This window comes from Finegoldia magna, assembly GCF_003182075.1.
In the GTDB taxonomy this organism is placed as follows: Bacteria; Bacillota; Clostridia; order Tissierellales; family Peptoniphilaceae; genus Finegoldia; species Finegoldia magna.
Genome location: NZ_QGTH01000003.1, coordinates 81,480 through 103,235, shown reverse-complemented (window position 1 = coordinate 103,235; position 21,756 = coordinate 81,480). Strand labels below are relative to the sequence as shown.

The window sequence follows — 21,756 nt, the reverse complement described above, 5'->3', positions numbered from 1 at the left end:
TAGTTATGTTAAAAAATAGAAATTTAATTAATGCAGATGATTTTAATGTAGAAGAGATAAACGAAATATTAAATTTAGCAGAAGAAATTATAAAGAGTCCTTCTGATTTTTCTAATTTGTGTAATGGAAAAATCTTAGGGACTCTTTTTTTTGAGCCTTCAACAAGAACAAGATTAAGTTTTGAATCAGCGATACATAGATTAGGTGGAGATTGCATCGGTTTTTCAGAAAGTGCAAGCTCATCAACATCAAAAGGTGAATCTTTAGCTGATACAATAAGAACAGTATCGAATTATACAGATATAATTGCGATGAGAAACCCTAAAGAAGGTTCAGCAGTTTTAGCTAGTTCTTATGCAGAAGTTCCATTGATAAATGCAGGTGATGGGGGTCATCAACACCCAACTCAAACCTTGACAGACTTGTTGACAATTTGGATGACTAAAAAAAGATTAAACAACATGACAATAGGATTGTGTGGGGATTTAAAATTTGGTAGAACAGTACATTCTTTGATCAAAGCAATGTCAAGATATGAAAACAATAAATTCGTCTTAATATCTCCAGAAGAACTTCAAGTACCTGATTATATTAAGATATTTTTAAAATCAAAAAATATAGAATTTAAAGAAGTTGAAAAAATGGAAGATGTAATTGGTGAACTTGATATTTTATACATGACTAGAGTCCAACGTGAAAGATTCTTCAATGAAGCAGATTATGTTAGATTGAAAGATTCGTATATATTAGATAATGATAAGATGAAATTAGCTTCAGATGATTTAGCTGTACTTCATCCATTGCCAAGAGTAAATGAAATAGCTACAGAAGTTGATAGCGATCCAAGAGCAGTTTATTTTAAGCAAGTTAGATACGGTGTAATTGTTAGAATGGCGTTAATATTGAAATTATTAGGGGTGAGATAATGTTAAACATTAATAGTATTGAAAAAGGTATTGTAATCGATCATATTAAATGTGGAATGGGTTATAAAATATTCCAACTTTTAAAGTTAGACAAGGCTGACTATACAGTTGCATTGATTATGAATGCACAATCAGGTAAATTGGGAAGAAAAGATATGATTAAAATCGAAAATGTTATTGATATAGATTTTGATATACTTGGAGTATTCGATGATAATATGACTGTTAATATAATTGAAAATGAAAAAATAAAAGAAAAAATTAGCTTGAATTTGCCAGAACATTTCGAAGGTTTTATTAAATGCAAAAATCCTAGATGTATAACTCAGTCTGAACGAAGTATTGTACAAAAATTTAGTTTGGTTGATAAGGATACTAGAACTTATAAATGTGATTATTGTGATCATCTATATAACGTGGAGGAATAATGAAACTGCTGCTTAAAAATTGTCATATCATAGATAGAGATAAAGATATATTTGCTGATATTTTAATAAAAAATGGTAAAATAAAAGCAATAGGAGAAATATTTGAAGAATGTGATGAAATCATTGATATAAACAATAAAATTATAATGCCAGGATTCATAGATTTGCACACTCATTTCAGATATCCAGGTCAAGAAAACAAAGAGGATTTATACACTGGTAGCCTGTCAGCCCTTGCTGGAGGCTACACAAGTTGTAATTTGATGGGTAACACTAAACCGGTTGTGGATAATAATGAAATCTACAATCAAATTATAGATAAATCAAAAGAAATTGATCTAATAAATATATATCAATGCATGGCCACAACAAAAGATTTAAAATCTATAGAAATGATTAATTTTGAAAAAGCAGATAATAATATCAAATTTTTTAGTGAAGACGGGAAAGGCATAACAGACTCTTTACTAGCTTTTAATATCTTTACAGAAATAGAAAAAATAAACAAGGGTATAATGGTACATGCAGAAGACCATAATCTAACAAAGATTTCTACAAGGTATGCAGAGGATTTAGAAACAATTAGAGATTGCTACTTAAGCTTAAAAACAGGATGTAGAGTTCATTTTTGTCACGTTAGCACTATCGACTCATTGGAAGCGATAAAATTCTACAAAGAAAAAAACGCACCAATTACTTGCGAAGTTACTCCTCATCACATATATATGAAAGATAGTGATTTTAGAGTAAATCCTTCAATAAGAACTCAAGAAGATATAGATTGCATAATAAAAATGATAAAAAACAATACAGTAGATGCTATTGCAACGGATCATGCACCTCATACTAAAGATGATAAAGATAAAGGTGCATGTGGAATGATTGGATTAGAGACAGCCTTTAATATTGCATATAAAGTGTTGCATGAAGAAAATGATATATCATTAAACAAAATATCTGAATTAATGAGTTACAATCCAGCTAAGATATTAGGGGAAAACAAAGGTGTTATAAATCCAACATACGATGCTGATTTAGTTATAATTGATATTGATAAAGAAATCAAAGTAGGAAAATTTAATTCAAAATCAAACAATTCTCCATTTATTGGCGAAAAATTTAGGGGTAGTATTGAGATGACAATCGTAAATGGAAAAGTTAAATTTGAGAAAGGGGCTAAAAATGATAATAGATAAGCTTTCTGAAAGATTAAACGAAAGATCTATAGTATGTGTAGGACTAGATACTAGTACAAATTATGTACCAGAAAATATGAAAAAAGGAAAGAAAATTAGCGAATATTTATTTGATTTTAATAAGGAAATCATAGATAATACAAAAGATTTAGTAGCATGTTTTAAGGTCCAAATTGCTTACTACGAAGCACATGGTATAGAAGGATTAATAGCTTACAAAAACACTCTCAAATATCTTAAAGATAATAATTTAATATCAATTGCCGATGTAAAAAGAGGAGACATCGCAAATACAGCAAAAGAATATGCAAAAGCACATTTTGAAGGTGATTTTGAAGCTGACTTTATAACCGTAAATCCATTTATGGGATATGATACTTTAGAACATTACTTACCTTACCTTGAATCCGAAGAAAAAGGAATATTCGTATTAATGAGAACATCAAATCCAGGTTCGAAAGATATCCAATATAAGGATTATAAAGGTCTACCACTGTATTATGAAATAGGTGATAATTTGAATAACATCGCAAAGGATTATCTAGGAGAATGCACTTTAAGTTCTTTAGGATTTGTAGTAGGGGGAACTCAAAGTGAAAATGCAAACAAGATCAGAGAGAGATATCCAAATATAATGTTTTTAATTCCAGGATACGGTGCACAAGGAGCTAAACCCGAAGATATCAGAGTTTACCTTGACAATTTTAAAAAAGGAATTGTGAATTCATCAAGAGGCATAATATTAAATTATAGAAATTTTGATGATGGAGAAGAAAATATCGGTAAATATGCTAGAAAAGCTGTAGAAGATATGAGAAAGGATATTTACGGTGAATAAATATATCGATTCTGAAATAATACTTAATGAAGAAATTAGTGATGGAATTTTTAAATTGGTTTTGAAAGGAAAATTCCAAGGTGATCCTGGTCAATTTTATATGTTGAGAGCATGGGATGAATCACCACTTCTTCCTAGACCTCTAAGTATTTGTGATTTGGATGAAGAAAGTATAACATTTTTATATGCTGTCGTAGGCAAAGGAACATCTATAATCTCGTCGATGAGAGTGGGAGAAAGTATAAAAATTCTTGGGCCTTTAGGAAACGGATTCGAATTACATCCAGAAGCTAAATGTGCTATAGTTGCTGGTGGTATTGGGATTGCTCCAATGAAATATTTGTCCAGAAAATTAAAAAACGTGGATTTGTATGTTGGATATAGAAACACAACATATATGGAAAATGAGATTTTAAATAAAAACAAAACAATCATTTCTACCGAAGATGGATCAATTGGATTTAAAGGATATATAACGGAATACGTAAAAAACGATTATGACTATATTTATGCTTGCGGTCCAAATCCAATGATGAATTCCTTAAAGAAAAGAAACCTGGATGCGACAGAATTTTATTCATTAGAAGCCCACATGGCTTGTGGAATAGGGGCGTGTTTAGGATGTACTGTTCATACAACTAATGGACTTAAAAGAGTTTGCAAAGATGGTCCTATTTTTGAAAAAAATGAGGTGATATTTGATGCTTAAAACAAATTTTTGCGGCGTAGAATTCAAAAATCCTGTTATCGGAGCTTCAGGCACCTTTGGATTTGGAAGAGAATATGAAAATTTTACAGATCTAAATAAGTTAGGAGGTATTTCTACAAAAGGATTAACTATTCAACCTAAAAATGGAAATACTGGTTTGAGAATCTATGAAACATCTTCTGGAATTATGAATAGTATAGGATTACAAAATCCATCTGTTCAAGAGTTCATTAATAGGGATCTGGACTATATGTTATCTTTGGATACTGTTACTATTGCAAATATTGGTGGTTCTGATATAAAAAGTTATATTGAAGCGGTTGAACTTATATCAAGCACTGACATAAAAATAATTGAGTTAAATATTTCATGTCCCAACGTTAAAGAGGGAGGAATGGCTTTTGGAATAAAATGCGATATAGCAGAAAAAGTTGTATCAGAAGTAAGAAAGCATACCGATAAAATTTTAATGGTAAAATTATCTCCAAACGCTAATGATATAGTTGAAATGGCTAAAACGTGTGAGGATTCGGGAGCGGATGCGATTAGTCTTGTTAATACTTTTAATGCGTTAGCGATAGATATTAATAAAAGAAAACCAGTATTTGACAATATAACTGCTGGTCTTTCAGGGCCTTGTATAAAACCGATAGCTTTAAGAATGTGTAGAGATGTGTGCAAAAATGTTAAAATTCCTGTTTGTGGTATGGGTGGAATTCAAAATTACAAGGATGCACTAGAATTTATTATGGTAGGTTGTCACTTAGTTCAAGTTGGTACAGCAAATTTTGTTAATCCAAATGTTATGGTTGAAATAGCAAATGGTATGGAAAACTACCTAAAAGAAAATAATTTTAAATCAATAGAAGATATCAGGAATATTATTTAGGAGGAAAATGATGGATAGAGTTGTTGAATTATTAAAAGAAAGTAATGCATTGTTAGAAGGTCATTTCTTATTGTCATCTGGAAATCACAGTGATAAGTATTGTCAATGTGCAAAATTATTACAATATCCAGACAAAGCTGAAGAAGTAATAAAAGTTATTGCTGAAAAGCTTAAAGATGTTGAATTTGATACTGTTGTTGGACCTGCAATGGGAGGAATAATAGTAGCTTATGAACTAGGAAGACAACTACATAAACCAGCTATATTTACTGAAAGAAAAGATGGCGAAATGTGTCTTAGAAGAGGTTTTGAAGTAAAAAAAGGCGAGAAAGTTATTATTTCAGAAGATGTTGTAACCACTGCTAAATCTTCATATGAGACTAAAAAAGTTTTGGAAGATTTGGGAGCTGAAGTAGTAGGAATTTGTTGCTTAGTAGATAGAAGTGTAAATCTGGATATTGATTTGCCTTTGTACAGTGCAACAAAAATTGATATTGAAATTTTTAAACCGGAAGAATGTCCTTTATGTAAAAAAGGTATAGAAGTGGTAAAACCTGGTTCAAGAGAAATTAAAGGCAAATAATATATTATAAAATAAGCCTAATTTGAAGATTTCCTAATGAGATCTTCAAATATTAAGGCTTATTTTTTGTGTAAGAAAAAATCAAAATATGATACAATAATTAAGAATAAACTAAAAGGAATTGAAAATGGATTTATCAAATTTAGATCAAGATAGACTGCCTAAACATATTGCCATAATAATGGATGGAAATGGAAGATGGGCTACAAAAAGAAATAAACCAAGAGTATTTGGACATAATGAAGGGATGAAAAGAGTTGTGGATGTTGTCGAAAACTCATTAAATATTGGAATAAAATATTTATCCCTGTATGCTTTTTCGACAGAAAATTGGAAAAGACCACAAAAAGAAATAGATTTTTTGATGCAAATACTCATAAAATATATAGATGACCAATTAAATAAACTAGTAACTCAAGGAGTCAAGATTAATATATTGGGAGACATTAGTGTATTGCCTGAAAAAGTAATTCAAAAGATTGAATATGCATTGGATTCAACAAAAGATAATGATAAACTTATTCTAAATATAGCTATTAATTATGGTTCAAGGCAAGAGATATTAAGAGCTGTGAATACTGCGATAGAAGATGGAGAAATCCTGACTGATGATGAGTTCTCAAATCTTTTATACACGAGAAATCAACCAGACGTTGATTTGCTAATAAGACCAGGCGGAGAAAAAAGGCTAAGCAATTTCTTGCTTTATCAAATGTCTTATGCAGAACTTTATTTTTCGGATATATATTGGCCTGATTTCAAATTAGAATCACTTATAGATGCAATTTATTGGTATCAAAATAGAAATAGAAGATTTGGTGGATTGAAATGAAATTTTTAAAAAGGACATTAACAGGAATAATAATTTTATTGTTATCTATTTTTTGCGTTTCTAAAGGTGGAATTTATCTTTTAATAATGAATTTATTCCTAAGCACTGTTGCAATTTACGAACTAGAAAATGTAATTAACAAGGAGTATTCCAATAGCATTAACATTAATAATTTGATTATTAATATATTGTTCAATGTTAGTTTCAATTTAAGTGTTTATTTTAAAAGAGAATTATTTGCAATTGCTTTATTATGCAGTTTTAGCTTGATAGAATTGACTTTGTATACCATTTTTGACAAACCTATGAAAGAAGTACTAAATAACTATTTCTTACACATATATATTACGATTACTTTTTCGTTAATGTATTTTATTTCTGAAACTGAATTTATTTGGCTTATCTATATATGTTCATGGGGGACAGACACAGCAGCATATTGTACAGGAATGTTATTCGGAAAACACAAATTGACAAAGATTAGTCCTAAAAAAACTATTGAAGGAGCTATTGGTGGAATTATAGGAAGCATGATAATTGGAGCTATTTTTTCTATATTTTACGGTAATTTAAATGTTGTTAAGATAGTTATCATAGCTTTCTTCGGTTCGATTATATCTCAAATTGGGGATATAAGCGCTTCTAAAATTAAAAGAAAAGCCAATGTGAAAGATTTTGGTAATATTTTTATTGGACATGGTGGAGTAATGGATCGATTTGATAGTTTTATTTTTGTTTTGCCTTATCTTTCAATATTATATTGTTTAGGGTTTTAATTAGGAGGAAATGTGATTACAATAATTTCATCAATTATAATATTTTTACTAGTAATTTTAATACATGAATTTGGACATTTTATCGTAGCGAAAATGAATGGAGTATCTGTTTTAGAATTTTCAATAGGTATGGGACCAAAACTTTTCCAAAGAGAATCAAATGGAACTCTTTATTCTTTGAGAGTGTTACCTGTGGGAGGTTATTGTCAGCTAGAAGGGGAAGACGAAGAAAACGACAGCCCGAATTCTTTGAATAATCAATCTCCACTTGTAAGACTTAAAGTAATTTTAGCTGGTGCTATTATGAATTTTATATTAGCTTTTATTTTGTTAATTTTATTAATGTCTGTAAGTAGAGTTAGTACAGAAGTATCCGGTGTGATAAAAGATTCACCAGCATACTCTTCGGGAATACAAACAGGAGATCAAATTGTATCTATAAATGGGGAGAATGTAAGTGATGGAGAAGAATTATTAAAAAGTATCAAAGAATCCCAAGGTGATTTAAATATTGGAGTAATAAGAGATTCTCAATCAAAGAATATAAAAGTCACTCCAAGATTAGAAAATAATATTAGAAAAATTGGAGTAAACTTTCAGGAAGAATATAATATTAAAAATTTTAGTATAGTAAAAGGCTTTAAAAAAGGCTTGATAACTTTTCTTAATTTGACAGGGATGTTATATAAATTCCTAGGGATGCTTATAACTGGTCAATTAGGTTTAGGGGGAGTTAGTGGACCTGTTGGCGTGGTCAAAGAGATTGGCAATGCTGCAAAAACAGGTGTTGCTAATTTAATTTTTTTATTAGCGTATATTAACATTAATTTAGGTGTCTTTAATTTATTGCCTATTCCAGCTTTAGATGGAGGAAGAGCGATATTCATACTAATTGAGATGATATTTGGTAAAAAAATATCTCAAGAAAAAGAGGGCTATATACACATGGTAGGATTAATTTTGCTTTTAGCATTAATCGCCATAGTTACAATTAAAGATGTTATTAAATTATTTTAAATGTTTTGATTAGGCCTTTATGGGCCTTTTTAAATTTGAAAGGTGAAGTAATGAAAAGAGAAGATACAAAAAGAATTTACGTAGGAAATGTTGCTGTGGGAAATGGAGCAAGAGTTACAGTTCAATCTATGACTAACACCGATACAAAAGATGTTGAAAGCACTGTTAAACAAATTAAAGAATTTGAATCTGTAGGATGTGATATTTCTAGAAGTGCAATTAATGATTTGGAAGATGCTAAGGCGATACCAATTATAAAAAGTATGACGAATATACCATTTATTGCTGACATTCAATTTCATCACAAATTAGCAATAGCTGCAATTGAAAACGGGTGTGATTGTATTAGAATTAATCCTGGCAATATTGGTGGAATAGATAGAGTCAAAGATATTGTAGATTGTTGCAAACATCATAAAATTTCCATGAGAATTGGTGTAAACAGTGGATCTATTAATCAAAAATTCATTGACAAATATCATGGAGTAAATGTGGATTCAATATGTTATAGTTGCCTTGATCAAATAAGAATGATTGAAGATATGGGATTCGATGATATCAAATTATCGTTAAAATCGTCTAATGTTAATATGTCAATAAAAGCTTATGAAAAAATGTCAGAGCTATGTAATTATCCTATACATGTCGGTATAACAGAAGCAGGTCCTTCTACTAAAGGAATTATCAAATCCAGTGTAGGAATAGGAAGTATTTTGTCAAAAGGAATTGGAGATACTATCAGAGTTTCTTTAACTGGTGATCCTAAAGAAGAGATCATTGTAGGAAGACAAATTTTAATGAGTTTAGGTTTATTAAATGAAGGAATTGAAATAATTTCATGTCCAACATGTGCTAGAACCAAGATTGATTTGATAAGTATAGTGAATGAAGCTGAAAAGAAATTGGATAAAATCGATAAACACATTAAAGTTGCTATTATGGGTTGCGTTGTAAATGGACCAGGAGAAGCAAAAGAAGCTGATATTGGTATAGCAGGTGGAAATGGAGTAGGCTTAATATTTAAAAAAGGAGAAATTGTACGAAAAGTTAAGGAAGAAGAATTATTAGATGTATTAATTGAAGAGATAGAGAGGTTATAAATGCATTTATTACTCAACGATGTATTAAAAAAAATTGGCCTAAAATATGATTCAAAATATCCAATTTACATTGATAAATTAACTTACAATAAAGATAATGATGAGTTAGATTGTTTGATAAATGTTCAAAAAGATGAGAATAAAGACAACTTAGCAGAATTTATACAAAAAGACTTATTAAACTTTATAGCAAAAATTAATATTAATTTTACAGAATATGAAGATTCAAAAATCAATTTCTCAAAAGATGCTTTGATTAAAATTTTAAAATCAAATGATTTTTGTGAATATTCTAATTGTATTGATTTTGAAAGTTCAAAAATAAACGATTCTGAAATTTCACTTATTTTTAATTTTGAGCAAATAAGGGATAAGTTTATATCAAATCAAAAGGATAATGAATTAACAAAATTAATAAATAAATCATATAATTTAAGTTGTTCTGTCAAATCTGAAATTGTTGAGTTAAAGGATAACGATGATTATAGACAAAATTTAATCGAGTACGATAATTCAATTCGAAAAAAAATAGCTGAATCCATAAAAGATACTCCAAAGCAAGAAAAAGAAGAAGTTAAAAAAACGGGAATAAAATGTGGTAAAGACATAACCAAGTCTCCAATTAAAATTAAAGAAATTATAGAAAATGAAGATGATACTTGTATCAGAGCCGAGATTATTGATGTAGATATAAGAAGCATAAAAGATGGAGAAAGTTTTATTATCTCTTTGGATCTTAGGGATGAAAGTGGAGCTGTTTTTGCAAAGAAATTTTTGAAGAAAAAAGAATTTGATGCATTTGGTGATAAATTGAAATCTGGAGTTTATCTTTTATTAACAGGAAGGTTAGAATTTGATAGATTTACTTCTGGAAAGACCTTTTCAATAAGACAAATGCAAGAAGTTGAAAAGCCGGAATCTAGAAAAGATGAATATGAGAAAAAACGTGTAGAACTACACATGTATTCTCAAATGAGCCAACTAGATGGATTTATTGACTTGGATGAATGCTGTAAAACTCTAAAAAAATGGGGACATCCAGCGCTGGGTTTAACGGATAAATCCGTAGTACAAGGTTATCCACAATTGTATGATGCTTGTAGCAAAAATGGAATAAAACCACTTTTTGGAATGGAAGCTAAAATAATAGAAGATGATTTTAGGATAATAACAAATCCTTATGATTCTATGAATTTGCAAGAATTTGTAGTTTTTGATATAGAAACTACAGGATTATCAAATGCGACAGAAAAAATTACTGAAATTGGTGCTGTAAAGATAGTAGATAATCAAATTGTAGATGAATTTAATCAATTAATAAATCCTGAAATACCAATACCAGAAAAAATAACAGAATTAACGTCTATAACAAATGAAATGGTAAAAGATATGCCTAAAATAGACGAAGTATTACCTGATTTTTTAAAATTTGTTGGTGACTGTACTTTAATAGCACATAATGCAGATTTCGATATGGGATTTATCAAGAAAAATTGTCTTGATTTGAGAATTAATCCCGTAAGAACATATGTAGACACATTAGCTTTTGCGAGGGCATTGGAACCTCATCTCAAAAATCATAAACTTGATACTTTGACAAAAAAATACAACGTTAATTTATTTAACCATCACAGAGCTTGTGATGATGCAAGAGCAACAGGAGAAGTATTCATTTGTATGGTCAAAGATCTTGAAAAAAGAGGAGTTAAATTTGATATCAATATAAATAAAATGGATTCTGATTGGAGCATATCTAAAAGAGAATCTCATACTGCAACAATATACGCTAAAAACTTAGTAGGTTTGAAAAACTTGTATAAACTTGTGACTGCTTCTAATTTAAAATATTTTTACAGAGAAGGTGGAATACCAAAATCTGAATTGAATAAAAGAAGAGAAGGTCTTGTAATTGGATCTGGAAACGAAGATGGAGAATTAATAAAAGCAATACTTGGATTCGAATCAGATGAAAAATTAGATGAGATTATTTCAAGGTATGATTTTTTGGAGGTTCAACCACCACTTTATTATGATGGAGTAAAGTCAAAAAGAATGAGCTTTAACTTAAAGAGTTGTGAAGAATTAACTAGAAAACTATATGATTTATCAAAAAAACACAATAAACCTCTTGTGGCTGATTCTTATGCAAAATACTTTGAAAAAACGGACTATATTTTTAGAAATATAATATTAGAAGGTCAACCTAGAAAAATTTATGGAGAAAAATTCCCTACGTTGTTTTTCAGAACAACTGATGAAATGATGAATGAATTTAGTTTTTTAGAAAAAGATGTGGCTGAGGAAATTGTAATAGATAATACCATAAAAATTTCAGAAATGCTAGATGATATAAAGCCAATACCAGATGGAACTTTTCCACCGGTTATTGAAGGCTCTGATACAGAATTAAGAGAAATGACTTATAAAAAAGCTAGAAGTATATATGGAGATGATTTACCAGAAATTGTTGAAAGTAGGTTAGAACGTGAATTGTCATCTATAATTTCAAATGGATATGCCGTATTATATATTATCGCCCAAAAATTAGTAAAGAAAAGCAACGAAGATGGATATCTAGTTGGATCAAGAGGATCTGTAGGCTCAAGCTTTGTTGCGACAATGGCTGATATAACCGAAGTTAATCCTTTAATTCCGCATTATATTTGTGAAAACTGCAAACATTCTGAGTTTATACATGATGAAAATATTGGCTCGGGAGTGGACCTTGAAGATAAAACTTGTCCTGTATGTGGACAACCATTAAAAAAAGAAGGTCATAATATACCATTTGAAGTTTTCTTAGGATTTGATGGTGATAAAGAGCCAGATATTGACTTGAACTTTGCTGGAGAATATCAACCTACTGTTCACAAATATACTGAAGAATTGTTTGGAGAAGGAAAGGTGTTCAGAGCTGGAACTATTGGTACTATTTCCGACAAAACAGCTTATGGGTATATAAAAAAATATTTTGAAGATAAAAACGTATATGTTAATAATTCAGAGATAAAATATTTACAAAGAGGAATCTTGGGAGTTAAAAGAACATCGGGTCAACATCCGGGTGGAGTAATGATAGTTCCAAGAGATAAGGATATCGAAGATTTTTGTCCAGTTCAACATCCCGCTGATGATGTTAATAGTGACATTATTACTACTCATTTCAATTATAAGTCTATAAGTGGTAGGATTTTGAAGCTTGATTTGCTAGGACACGATGTTCCAACAATTATAAAAATGTTGTCGGATATGACAGGAGTGGATCCATTAACTATCCCTATGGATGATAAAGAGACTATGAGTATTTTTTCATCGATAGATGCTTTACACTTTGAAGAATTAATCGATGGTTTAGATATAGGAACGTTAGGAATACCTGAATTTGGTACAAATTTTGTAAGAGGAATGTTAAGAGATACAACTCCAAAAACTTTTTCTGAGTTAGTCAGAATTTCTGGATTATCACATGGTACAAATGTATGGTTAAATAATGCACAAGATCTAATAAGAGATGGTGTTGTTGAACTAAAAGATACTATTTGTACAAGAGATGATATTATGATTTATCTAATAAATAAAGGTCTTGAAAAGAAAAGATCATTTAAAATAATGGAAACAGTAAGAAAAAATAGACTTCTTGATGAGGATACACTAAATTATATGACAGAAAATGGTGTTCCAGATTGGTATATTGAATCTTGTAAAACTATTGAGTATCTTTTCCCTAAGGCCCACGCGGTAGCGTATGTAATGATGAGTTATAGAATAGCTTATTTTAAAGTACACTATCCGGAAGCTTTTTATTCAACATTTTTTACAATAAAATTACAAGATTATCCAGGTGATGTTATTGTGAGAGGATTAAGTGCAATTAGAGAAGAAATGCAATCTTTGAAGGATAAATACAAAGAATCAAATTCTAAGATGACAGCAAAGGATAGTAACAAATACTCTGTATTAGAAGTAGCAGAAGAAATGTATTGCAGAGGAATAAAACAATCAAGAGTTGACTTGCATAAATCTGACAAGGCTAGGTTCAAAGTATTAGAAAAAGGATTCATTCAACCTCCATTTAATGCACTAGAAGGGGTTAGCGATGCAAACTCTATTGCTATTTTTGAAGAAATACAAAAGGGTGATTTTATTTCAAAACAAGATTTTACTATGAGAACGAAAGTTAATAAAACAGCTTTAGAAATACTAGAAAACCACGGTGTTTTAGATGGTTTACAAAACGAAAACCAAATAAGTTTATTTGATTTTTAGTGATATGTTATAATTAGATAAATGGAGTGATTATGGATAAACATTTAATTTACAAAACTAATAATGAAAAATTAATAACATTTATTTTTGGTCAATTAGAAAAAAATGCAAAAAAAATTGAAGAAGCTTGTGATGTTATATTAAAGATTTCTGAAGAAGGTATTCTAATTAGTGGTTCTGATTTTAATATTGAAAGTGCAAGTAATCTTTTAGAATCATTAAATACACATACTTTATCTGGAAATGAAATAACAGATCAAGATTTGGATTATTTGCTTTCTAACTTAGAAAAAATAAAACAAGAAAATATTTCAAAAATTAAGGACTATGTAATTTGTTACAATTCAAAAGGTAAACCTTTAAAGCCTAAAACAGTAAATCAAAGAAATTATGTTGAAATGATTAAAAAAAATGATATTGTTTTTGGAATAGGTCCTGCCGGTACAGGAAAAACTTATTTGGCAATGGCGATGGCAATAAATGCATTTAGAAATAATGAAGTGGATAGGATAATTTTAACTAGGCCTGCTGTAGAAGCTGGAGAAAGTTTAGGATTTTTGCCGGGAGATCTTCAAGAAAAAATTGATCCTTATCTAAGACCAATATACGATGCTATGTTTGATATACTAGGTTATGAAAATTTTGAAAAATTTAAAGAAAGAGGATTGATTGAAGTAGCACCATTGGCATATATGAGAGGTAGAACTTTAGATAATGCATATATTATATTAGATGAAGCGCAAAACACTACCAATGAACAAATGAAGATGTTTTTAACTAGAATAGGATATGGTTCAAAAGCTATAGTAACGGGAGACATTACACAAGTAGATTTACCAAGAGGTAAAAAATCAGGATTACTAGTTGCGACTAATATTCTTAGGGACATAAAAGGAATAAGCTTTTTAGAATTTGAAAAAACAGATGTTGTAAGACATCCACTAGTACAAAAAATTATTGGAGCTTATGAAAAATTAGATAACAATAGGTCAAATTATGATAATACAGATAAGTAATAGACAAGATGATTTTCAAATTGATGATGAATTAAGATCGAATATTGAAAATTCAATAAAAATATGTTTGCTTCAAGAATTAAATGATGATAATTATGAGATATCTTTGTCATTTGTTAGTGAAGAAGAAATTAAAGAACTTAATAGAGATTATCGAAATAAAGATAGTGTAACAGATGTGTTGAGCTTTCCTTTAGAAGATGATTTTCAAGTTCAAACAAATCTTTTGGGTGATATTATTATATGCTGCAAAAGAGCTTTAGAGCAAGCTAAAGAATACAATCATTCTATTAAAAGAGAAATTGTGTACTTGGTTGTTCATTCTATGTTTCATTTGTTGGGTTATGATCATATTGATGAAAGTGATAAAATTATTATGAGAAATAAAGAAAAATCAGCCTTGAAAGAAATAGGTATCTATAAAGATGAAGAATTTAATTAGGAAGTCAAAGGATAAAAATATTTCTAAAAATACTTCTTTTATTACTAGTTTTCAATATGCAATGGATGGAATTATTCATTGTTTGAAAAATGAAAGAAATTTTAGAACTGACATTTTGATGACAGTTCTGGTTATGATTGCGTCATTAATGTTTGACTTATCAAGGGTAGAAATGGCTTGTTTGTGCATAACTATAACATTTATATTAATGGCAGAAATGATTAACACCGCCATTGAAACGATTGTTGATTTGATTTATGACAAATATGATGATAAAGCAAAAATAGCAAAAGATGTAGGTGCAGGGGCTGTACTACTAGCTGCTTTTAATTCTATTTTTGTAGGTTATTTTATGTTTTATGATAGGATTGTACCACTTAGTCATACAGCAGTTATAAAATTACAGAACTCACCAACTCATTTGACATTTATAGCTTTGATTTTGGTAGTTGTTATAACTTTAGTTTTAAAAAGTTTTATATATCAGAATAAATGGACTTATTTGCAAGGTGGAAGCGTGAGTGGTCACGCATCGGTTTCTTTTTGCAGCGCTACAATAATTGCTCTTCTTGCTAATAATACATTAGTGACAATACTATCATATTTTATTGCTTTTCTGGTTGCAGAAAGTAGAGTAGAAGGAAAAATCCATACACTAAGTCAAGTTATAGTTGGTGGCATAATTGGGACATTAGTGGCAATATTATTATTTAAAGTAATTATTTAGGAGTATTATGGAAATTAATAAAATGTATAAAATTGCATTGCAATATAAACAAAACGCATACACGCCATATTCTCATTATAAAGTGGGATGTTGTGTCAAAGATATAGAAGGAAACTATTATGGAGGTTGTAATATTGAAAATGCTTCATTCAGTCCTACTATTTGTGCTGAAAGAACAGCAATTTCGAAGATGGTTTCTGAAGGATTTAAATTAATAGATACTATTTTAATAATTGGAGATTCTGATTTTACGTATCCTTGTGGTGTTTGTAGACAAGTAATTAAAGAATTTTCTAACGAAGATACGAAAATAATAATAGCTAAAAATGAAAAAGAGTATAAAATTTATAATATTAAAGATTTGTTACCTCATGGTTTTAGTGGAGATGATGTAAATGTTTAAATCTGGATTTGTTTCAGTTATAGGGAGAAGTAATGTAGGGAAATCAACTCTTTTAAATAGAATTTTAGGAGAAAAACTAACAATTATTTCTGACAAACCTCAAACTACTAGAAATAAAATACAATTGATATATACTGACGAAAATATGCAAGCAATATTTTTAGATACTCCAGGAATACAAACACCAAAAAATAAACTTGGAGATTATATGCTTAAAGTATCAATGTCAACTTTGAACGAAGTTGATGTTATAACATATATAGTAGATACTACTGAAGAAATAGGAAAACTAGACTCTGAAATTATTGAAAAATTAAAATTAGTTAATACAAAAATAATTTTATTAATCAATAAAATAGATAAAATATCAAGTGATAAAGTCAATGAATTAGTAGAAATGTACAGTAAAGTAGGAATATTTGAAGAAATAATTCCAATAAGTGCATTGACAGGAGATAATTTAGAAGGATATTTAACTTCTTTAAAAAATAATTTGCCTGAAGGGCCAATGTATTATGATAAAGATAGCGTAACAGATCAACCTATTAGACAAATTGTACAAGAACTAATTAGGGAAAAAGCACTAATAAATTTATCTGATGAATTACCACATGGAATAGCTATAACTATCGAAAAATTCAAAGAAAGACAAGATAAGAATCTAATTGATATAGATGCTACTATTATTGTTGAGAAAAAAAGTCATAAGGGCATGGTAATTGGTAAAAAAGGATCAATGATTAAAAAAATTGGAACTGATGCCAGAATTGATATTGAACAATTATTAGACGCAAAAGTAAATCTAAAACTATGGGTTAAAATAGATGAAGAATGGAGAAATAAAGATTCTAGATTAAGGTATTTGGGTTATAACTAATGCAACAAGATTACATCAAGACACAAGCTATTGTGTTGGAGCATATAATTTATGGAGAAAATTCTATAATTTTGAATGTTTTCAGTAAAGAAGAAGGTATTATTGGAATTTTCATCAATAATATTAATTCCATGAAATCAATTATAGAATTTAATGTTCTGTCAGTGAATGATTTTACCTTAAAAAAAGGAAATCAATTCTATTATTTAGTGGATTATGATTTAATTAACTCTAATTTTAATATAAGAACAAACTATAAATCAGAATTATTTAGTTTGGTTATAGTTGATTTAATAAAGTCAATTTTTTACAATGAAGTTTGCAATGAAAAAGTATACGCTTTGATATTGAAAACAGTAATATTCTTATCCAAATATTCTGAAGATCAATACGCTTTAATAAATGCGTTTATTTTGAAACTTGTATCATATCTTGGATATCAACCTAGTATGTTTTATCAAAATAGTCACAACAGGTTTTATTTAGATGGTGGATTTGTAGATTCTGACGGAGATTGCTACCAAATAGATAATTTACACGCAAAATATATGATATACTTAATGAAAAATAGGTATGATGACATAGTTAATAAAAAGTATGAATCTATAAATGAAAACGAAATTTTAAAAATTTTGTTAAAATACACGATGAACAATTTTGGAATTGAATATTTGGGGTCATTAGGCTACCTCGAATATTTATAAGGAGAAATAATGTATAACTTATTAATAGATATAGTGACTAATAATATTCCCGAGAATTTTATAGGATTTATAAATAGATCACTTGACGAAAAAATAAGAAAAGAATTAAAAAAACTGCAATTAGTATATTCAAATATAGATTTGGATACAATAAAAGATCATTTTTTTATTTACATTACTAATATAGAAAATCCAGGATATACACTAGAAAATTACGAAAATGTAATAAATAAAGCTATTGATTCGATAAATTTCAAATACAAATATGATTCTGAAAGTTTATCATTTAGAGAGTCTATCTTGTACATTAAAATTTTTAATGAAAAAGAAAATAAAACAATAGAATTCAAAGGCTTAAAAGAAGATAAAGATGACAGCTTAGTTAATTCTTCTACTTTTAACAATTTTTCTTCAGAGTTACGAAAAAATCAAATAATATTAAAAAAAGAAGAAAGATTACAATCATTTGAAAAAAGCGCTAATAAACTTGCTAGAGCAAATGGTTGTTCAATTATTAATAACAAAAGCATACTCAACGAATACGCAAATAAATTTGATTATCCTGTAAGCGTTGAAGGATCATTTGACGAAAAATATTTGTGTATCGATAAATCAATACTTTATACAGTTTTGATGGAGAATTTTACGGTATTACCAATGGAATTCGATAACGGTAATAGTTCAAACTTCTTTATTTACGCTAAAAACAAGAATTCTGAAGATTCCCGTGTTTTGATTAAAGAAATTAATGACAAATTAGAAGAAATAAATAATTTGATAAACCAAAAATCAGATAAAAAACTTGAAGACTTTGTTGAGGATTTGAAAACAGTCAATTATATCAATAATTATGGTAACTTTTATGACAAAACTCAAAGACTAATAAAGATATCAATTGAATTATGTAAAATGTTATCAGTTAGTAACGAAACTGTTGATTCTGTCAAAAGAATAGCATTTCTATGTAAAGCGGATAAAGCAACTGAAATTGTACAAAAATGTTCTTATTTACACGGCTTAATTGGAAAACTATATGCTAAGTCTGATGGCGAAGATAAAATTGTTTATGACGGAGTATATGAACACATTAAACCGAGATTTATATCTGAAAACATTCCAAATTCAACTGCTGCTAGAATTGTTGCAATTTCTGATAAAATGGAATATGTTATGTCCTACATAATATCTAGTAGTGATGATAATTTTAAATATAATTATAAGTTAAGAAAAACTATAACATCTGTGATTTATATAATACTTAGATCAGAATTAGATTTTAATTTAAGTGATTTTATTACTAAAATTTTATATGTATTTCTCCAAGACAAGGGAATAGTAGATTATGAGTATTTTGAAAAAAGTATAAAAGAAATTATTCTTGATGTTTACAGAGATGAGTGTGTAAAATTAGGGTATGATTTTGATGAAGTTGATGTGATAAATTATAACAATTTAAATATTTTTAAGTTAAATCGTTTATTGACTAATCTTCATGACATAAACACAAAAAACAATGGCAAGTTAATGATTCAAATTCTAAAGATGTTGGAGGTAAACTCTAGTGAGTGCAAGTATACTCCGATGGAATTAGATAACAATAATTTGTGCAATTTATTAGAAAAATTAGCAAACTGTTCTGATGAAGACTTATCTTACTATAAATTAATTTTCAAAGGTGTATTTAAGAAAATAAATTAAGGAGAATGTTATGAATAAAACCATGGTAGTTATTTCTGATTCCACGGGTGAAACAGCGAATCAAGTTTTGGATGCTGTTAAAGTTCATTTTGATATTAAAAATGTTAGAATAAAAAAATTCTCAAAAATTATTAGAAGAGAACAGATTGATGAAATATTAAACAAAATTAATGGAGAAATCCTAATATTTTCAACAATCGTAGATCGTGATTTGCTGAATTATTTGATTGAGAAAACAGAAATGAATGAATCGATTTATTTAGTAGATGTTCTATCATATCCTATCTTAGTTTCAAGTAAGTTTTTTAAGCAACAACCTAAATTCGATATTGGATTAAATAGAAAAGTTGACCAAGAATATATTGAAAAGATGGAAGCTTTAGAATTTGCAGTAAAATATGATGATTGTAAGGATAAGTTTGGTATTTTAAAAGCTGATATTATATTAATAGGAGTTTCAAGAACTTCAAAAACGCCATTGAGTTTAAATTTAGCATTCAAAAATTATAAAGTATGTAATATTCCAATTTTACCAGAAGTAGAAGTCCCATCTGAATTATTCAAAGTTGATAAGAAAAAAATTATTGGTTTGATTATTGACTCTGATAAACTTAATAATATCAGAGAAAATCGAATGGCTAAAATTGGTTTGCAATTAGGCTACTCAGATGATTCAAGGATAGAAAAAGAGCTTGATTATGCAAAAGAAATTATGAACAAGATAGGCTGTAAAATAATTAATGTTACGGATAAAACAATTGACGAAACCTCTAATGAAATAATTTCATATATTGATAAATAAAAGTAAAATTTAAGTTCTCATTTTTTGAGAGCTTTTTTTGTTTTAGCTATTGAATTATGATAAAATATTAAGAGAATACTGGAGGTAAATGTGGAAAATAGTAGATACGAAATTCAAAGAAAAATAAATGAAGACAAATTTTCTACGACATTTAAAGCTTATGATAAAAAATTAAATAGATACCTTAGTTTCAAGGAGTATAACGACAAAAAATATTTTGATTCATTATCAAATAATTTAAAATCTTTATCAAACTTACATCATCCTAATATTCTTGAAATGTATGACCTAATGATTAGTTCTAATAATAAGTGTTTTTTAACTTATGAGTTTTTTGATGGAATATCATTGGATAATTTGTTCAAAAGAAAGAATGTTTCAGAGTCATTTATATTAGATATTTTAAAAAAGATTTTATTATCTTTAATTTATTCTGAAAATAATGGAATATTTTTTGGGAATTTACGAATTTATAATATGTTAGTAGATGAAAATAATAATCTTAAGATTGATATTTTTAAAAACTTTGATGGTGAAAATTTTGGAGATAGTACATCTCAGTTAAATCATAATATAAGCGTATTATTAGAAATTCTAGAAAATTCTAATATAGATATTGAAAATAGTAATTTGAATAGCTTTTATCAAAAGCTAAAAAATAATTCTTATGATGATACACAAGGTATTATGAAAGATTTAAATGAAATTAATAATTATAAAATGACAGGTTCAAATAATGATTCTATAGATAATACAATTAAATTAGATTTAAAAAATGAGCATGAGAAAAATATGTCCTATAAAATAGATGAAAATTTATTTGAGGAAGAAGAGATAAAAAATAAAAAGAAATCACATAATTATCTTAAGTCTTTTTTAGTGTATTTTACATCTGTATTATTAGCTTTTTTTGCTGCTGCAGTAATTATTTTTTATTATAATTTGAGGCCAAAAGCACCTGATTATGTTGGGAAAAACTTAAGGCTTGCTGTTGACCAGGCTACAGCAAATGACATTGAATTAGTTGTGGACAAATCAGTAAGCGTGGACAAGTCAGATTTTAATAAATATGTGGTTATTGGTCAGAGCCCAAAAGTTGGCGATAAGCTTTTATTTAAGAAAAAAATTAAGGTAGAACTTGGATTAGAAAAAGAAGACACAATGATTAACTTAATTGGTTTAAATTTGAAAAAAGCTAAAAAAGAGCTATCTAATCTAGGTGTAAATGTTAAGAAAGTTAGATACAAAAAAAGCTCAGTATATGATGAAGGTGTAGTAATTGCCCAAAGTATTGATGCTGGAAGAAAAATTCAAAATGGAGATTTCATAACTATAACTGTAAGTTCTGGTAAAATAAGAAAAACAGAAACGATTGAAGATGAATACACTCCACCTGAAGAAAATGAAAGACCTAATGAAGATGAAACTGATAACTCTAGTATAAATAATAATGATTCTAATTCAAATAATAATCAAGAATTTGATAATGAAAAGACTAGAAAAAACGAAAATAACAGTGGGGAATAA

Annotated in this window: 21 protein-coding genes; all 21 read left to right on the top strand. The window is 28.3% G+C overall.

Annotated elements, in window-relative coordinates; all coding sequences use genetic code 11:
* Positions 1-5: 5 nt before the first annotated feature.
* The 21 genes from pyrB to DES33_RS02090 all read left to right on the top strand — a co-directional run bounded on the left by pyrB (position 6) and on the right by DES33_RS02090 (position 21,756).
* Complete coding sequence (gene pyrB, locus DES33_RS02190; protein WP_094205640.1) at positions 6-926, top strand: aspartate carbamoyltransferase; 921 nt, start codon at positions 6-8, stop codon at positions 924-926.
* Entirely contained in the window at positions 926-1,354 is a 429-nt protein-coding gene (locus tag DES33_RS02185) for an aspartate carbamoyltransferase regulatory subunit (protein WP_002836363.1), read from the top strand. The genes pyrB and DES33_RS02185 overlap by 1 nt, the downstream gene beginning before the upstream one ends.
* Positions 1,354-2,550 (top strand): dihydroorotase, encoded by a 1,197-nt coding sequence (locus DES33_RS02180; RefSeq protein ID WP_094224665.1) that lies wholly within the window; start codon positions 1,354-1,356, stop codon positions 2,548-2,550. Before DES33_RS02185 ends, DES33_RS02180 begins: the two co-directional genes overlap by 1 nt.
* Positions 2,537-3,388, top strand: a complete 852-nt coding sequence (gene pyrF, locus DES33_RS02175; RefSeq protein WP_094224666.1) for an orotidine-5'-phosphate decarboxylase — start codon at positions 2,537-2,539, stop codon at positions 3,386-3,388. The genes DES33_RS02180 and pyrF overlap by 14 nt, the downstream gene beginning before the upstream one ends.
* Positions 3,381-4,097 carry a dihydroorotate dehydrogenase electron transfer subunit gene (locus DES33_RS02170; RefSeq protein ID WP_094224667.1) on the top strand — a complete coding sequence of 239 codons (717 nt, stop codon included), beginning with the start codon at positions 3,381-3,383 and terminating at the stop codon, positions 4,095-4,097. The genes pyrF and DES33_RS02170 overlap by 8 nt, the downstream gene beginning before the upstream one ends.
* The gene (locus tag DES33_RS02165) at positions 4,090-4,986 is read left to right on the top strand and encodes a dihydroorotate dehydrogenase (protein WP_094208570.1); all 897 of its coding nucleotides are present in this window, start codon (positions 4,090-4,092) and stop codon (positions 4,984-4,986) included. Before DES33_RS02170 ends, DES33_RS02165 begins: the two co-directional genes overlap by 8 nt.
* Positions 4,987-4,996: 10 nt before the next feature.
* The gene (pyrE, locus tag DES33_RS02160; RefSeq protein WP_094205645.1) at positions 4,997-5,569 is read left to right on the top strand and encodes an orotate phosphoribosyltransferase; all 573 of its coding nucleotides are present in this window, start codon (positions 4,997-4,999) and stop codon (positions 5,567-5,569) included.
* 127 nt (positions 5,570-5,696) lie between these two features.
* A complete protein-coding gene (uppS, locus tag DES33_RS02155) occupies positions 5,697-6,401 on the top strand; it encodes an undecaprenyl pyrophosphate synthase (protein WP_094224668.1) in 705 nt (234 codons plus the stop codon).
* Positions 6,398-7,177 (top strand): phosphatidate cytidylyltransferase, encoded by a 780-nt coding sequence (locus DES33_RS02150; protein WP_094224669.1) that lies wholly within the window; start codon positions 6,398-6,400, stop codon positions 7,175-7,177. The genes uppS and DES33_RS02150 overlap by 4 nt, the downstream gene beginning before the upstream one ends.
* Before the next feature lie 12 nt (positions 7,178-7,189).
* Positions 7,190-8,194: an RIP metalloprotease RseP gene (gene rseP, locus DES33_RS02145; protein ID WP_094208573.1), complete on the top strand. Its 1,005-nt coding sequence runs from the start codon at positions 7,190-7,192 to the stop codon at positions 8,192-8,194.
* Positions 8,195-8,244: 50 nt separating this feature from the next.
* Positions 8,245-9,294, top strand: coding sequence for a flavodoxin-dependent (E)-4-hydroxy-3-methylbut-2-enyl-diphosphate synthase (ispG, locus tag DES33_RS02140; protein WP_110057956.1), 1,050 nt, complete (start codon positions 8,245-8,247; stop codon positions 9,292-9,294).
* A complete protein-coding gene (locus DES33_RS02135) occupies positions 9,295-13,560 on the top strand; it encodes a PolC-type DNA polymerase III (RefSeq protein WP_110057955.1) in 4,266 nt (1,421 codons plus the stop codon).
* 32 nt (positions 13,561-13,592) lie between these two features.
* A complete protein-coding gene (locus DES33_RS02130; protein ID WP_094224672.1) occupies positions 13,593-14,576 on the top strand; it encodes a PhoH family protein in 984 nt (327 codons plus the stop codon).
* Complete coding sequence (gene ybeY, locus DES33_RS02125) at positions 14,557-15,018, top strand: rRNA maturation RNase YbeY (RefSeq protein WP_094224673.1); 462 nt, start codon at positions 14,557-14,559, stop codon at positions 15,016-15,018. Before DES33_RS02130 ends, ybeY begins: the two co-directional genes overlap by 20 nt.
* On the top strand, positions 15,002-15,745 hold the full coding sequence (locus DES33_RS02120; protein ID WP_094205653.1) for a diacylglycerol kinase: 744 nt from the start codon (positions 15,002-15,004) through the stop codon (positions 15,743-15,745). Before ybeY ends, DES33_RS02120 begins: the two co-directional genes overlap by 17 nt.
* A 7-nt stretch (positions 15,746-15,752) precedes the next feature.
* The gene (gene cdd, locus DES33_RS02115) at positions 15,753-16,148 is read left to right on the top strand and encodes a cytidine deaminase (RefSeq protein ID WP_094208578.1); all 396 of its coding nucleotides are present in this window, start codon (positions 15,753-15,755) and stop codon (positions 16,146-16,148) included.
* Entirely contained in the window at positions 16,141-17,025 is an 885-nt protein-coding gene (gene era / locus DES33_RS02110) for a GTPase Era (protein WP_094208579.1), read from the top strand. The genes cdd and era overlap by 8 nt, the downstream gene beginning before the upstream one ends.
* Positions 17,025-17,729 carry a DNA repair protein RecO gene (gene recO, locus DES33_RS02105; protein WP_094224675.1) on the top strand — a complete coding sequence of 235 codons (705 nt, stop codon included), beginning with the start codon at positions 17,025-17,027 and terminating at the stop codon, positions 17,727-17,729. The genes era and recO overlap by 1 nt, the downstream gene beginning before the upstream one ends.
* Positions 17,730-17,738: 9 nt before the next feature.
* Positions 17,739-19,427: a glycine--tRNA ligase subunit beta gene (locus DES33_RS02100; protein ID WP_110057954.1), complete on the top strand. Its 1,689-nt coding sequence runs from the start codon at positions 17,739-17,741 to the stop codon at positions 19,425-19,427.
* A gap of 10 nt (positions 19,428-19,437) precedes the next feature.
* Positions 19,438-20,229: a pyruvate, water dikinase regulatory protein gene (locus tag DES33_RS02095; RefSeq protein ID WP_094224677.1), complete on the top strand. Its 792-nt coding sequence runs from the start codon at positions 19,438-19,440 to the stop codon at positions 20,227-20,229.
* 90 nt (positions 20,230-20,319) lie between these two features.
* Positions 20,320-21,756, top strand: coding sequence for a PASTA domain-containing protein (locus DES33_RS02090; protein ID WP_110057953.1), 1,437 nt, complete (start codon positions 20,320-20,322; stop codon positions 21,754-21,756).

Bases quoted from the DNA above. Each gene is read 5' to 3' on its own strand.
- pyrB (WP_094205640.1), top strand. From the start codon at position 6: ATGTTAAAAAATAGAAATTTAATTAATGCAGATGATTTTAATGTAGAA.
- pyrF (WP_094224666.1), top strand. From the start codon at position 2,537: ATGATAATAGATAAGCTTTCTGAAAGATTAAACGAAAGATCTATAGTA.
- DES33_RS02165 (WP_094208570.1), top strand. From the start codon at position 4,090: ATGCTTAAAACAAATTTTTGCGGCGTAGAATTCAAAAATCCTGTTATC.
- cdd (WP_094208578.1), top strand. From the start codon at position 15,753: ATGGAAATTAATAAAATGTATAAAATTGCATTGCAATATAAACAAAAC.
- ybeY (WP_094224673.1), top strand. From the start codon at position 14,557: ATGATAATACAGATAAGTAATAGACAAGATGATTTTCAAATTGATGAT.
- DES33_RS02185 (WP_002836363.1), top strand. From the start codon at position 926: ATGTTAAACATTAATAGTATTGAAAAAGGTATTGTAATCGATCATATT.
- DES33_RS02100 (WP_110057954.1), top strand. From the start codon at position 17,739: ATGTATAACTTATTAATAGATATAGTGACTAATAATATTCCCGAGAAT.
- DES33_RS02150 (WP_094224669.1), top strand. From the start codon at position 6,398: ATGAAATTTTTAAAAAGGACATTAACAGGAATAATAATTTTATTGTTA.
- pyrE (WP_094205645.1), top strand. From the start codon at position 4,997: ATGGATAGAGTTGTTGAATTATTAAAAGAAAGTAATGCATTGTTAGAA.
- uppS (WP_094224668.1), top strand. From the start codon at position 5,697: ATGGATTTATCAAATTTAGATCAAGATAGACTGCCTAAACATATTGCC.
- DES33_RS02095 (WP_094224677.1), top strand. From the start codon at position 19,438: ATGAATAAAACCATGGTAGTTATTTCTGATTCCACGGGTGAAACAGCG.
- recO (WP_094224675.1), top strand. From the start codon at position 17,025: ATGCAACAAGATTACATCAAGACACAAGCTATTGTGTTGGAGCATATA.
- DES33_RS02120 (WP_094205653.1), top strand. From the start codon at position 15,002: ATGAAGAATTTAATTAGGAAGTCAAAGGATAAAAATATTTCTAAAAAT.
- ispG (WP_110057956.1), top strand. From the start codon at position 8,245: ATGAAAAGAGAAGATACAAAAAGAATTTACGTAGGAAATGTTGCTGTG.
- era (WP_094208579.1), top strand. From the start codon at position 16,141: ATGTTTAAATCTGGATTTGTTTCAGTTATAGGGAGAAGTAATGTAGGG.
- DES33_RS02130 (WP_094224672.1), top strand. From the start codon at position 13,593: ATGGATAAACATTTAATTTACAAAACTAATAATGAAAAATTAATAACA.
- DES33_RS02135 (WP_110057955.1), top strand. From the start codon at position 9,295: ATGCATTTATTACTCAACGATGTATTAAAAAAAATTGGCCTAAAATAT.
- DES33_RS02180 (WP_094224665.1), top strand. From the start codon at position 1,354: ATGAAACTGCTGCTTAAAAATTGTCATATCATAGATAGAGATAAAGAT.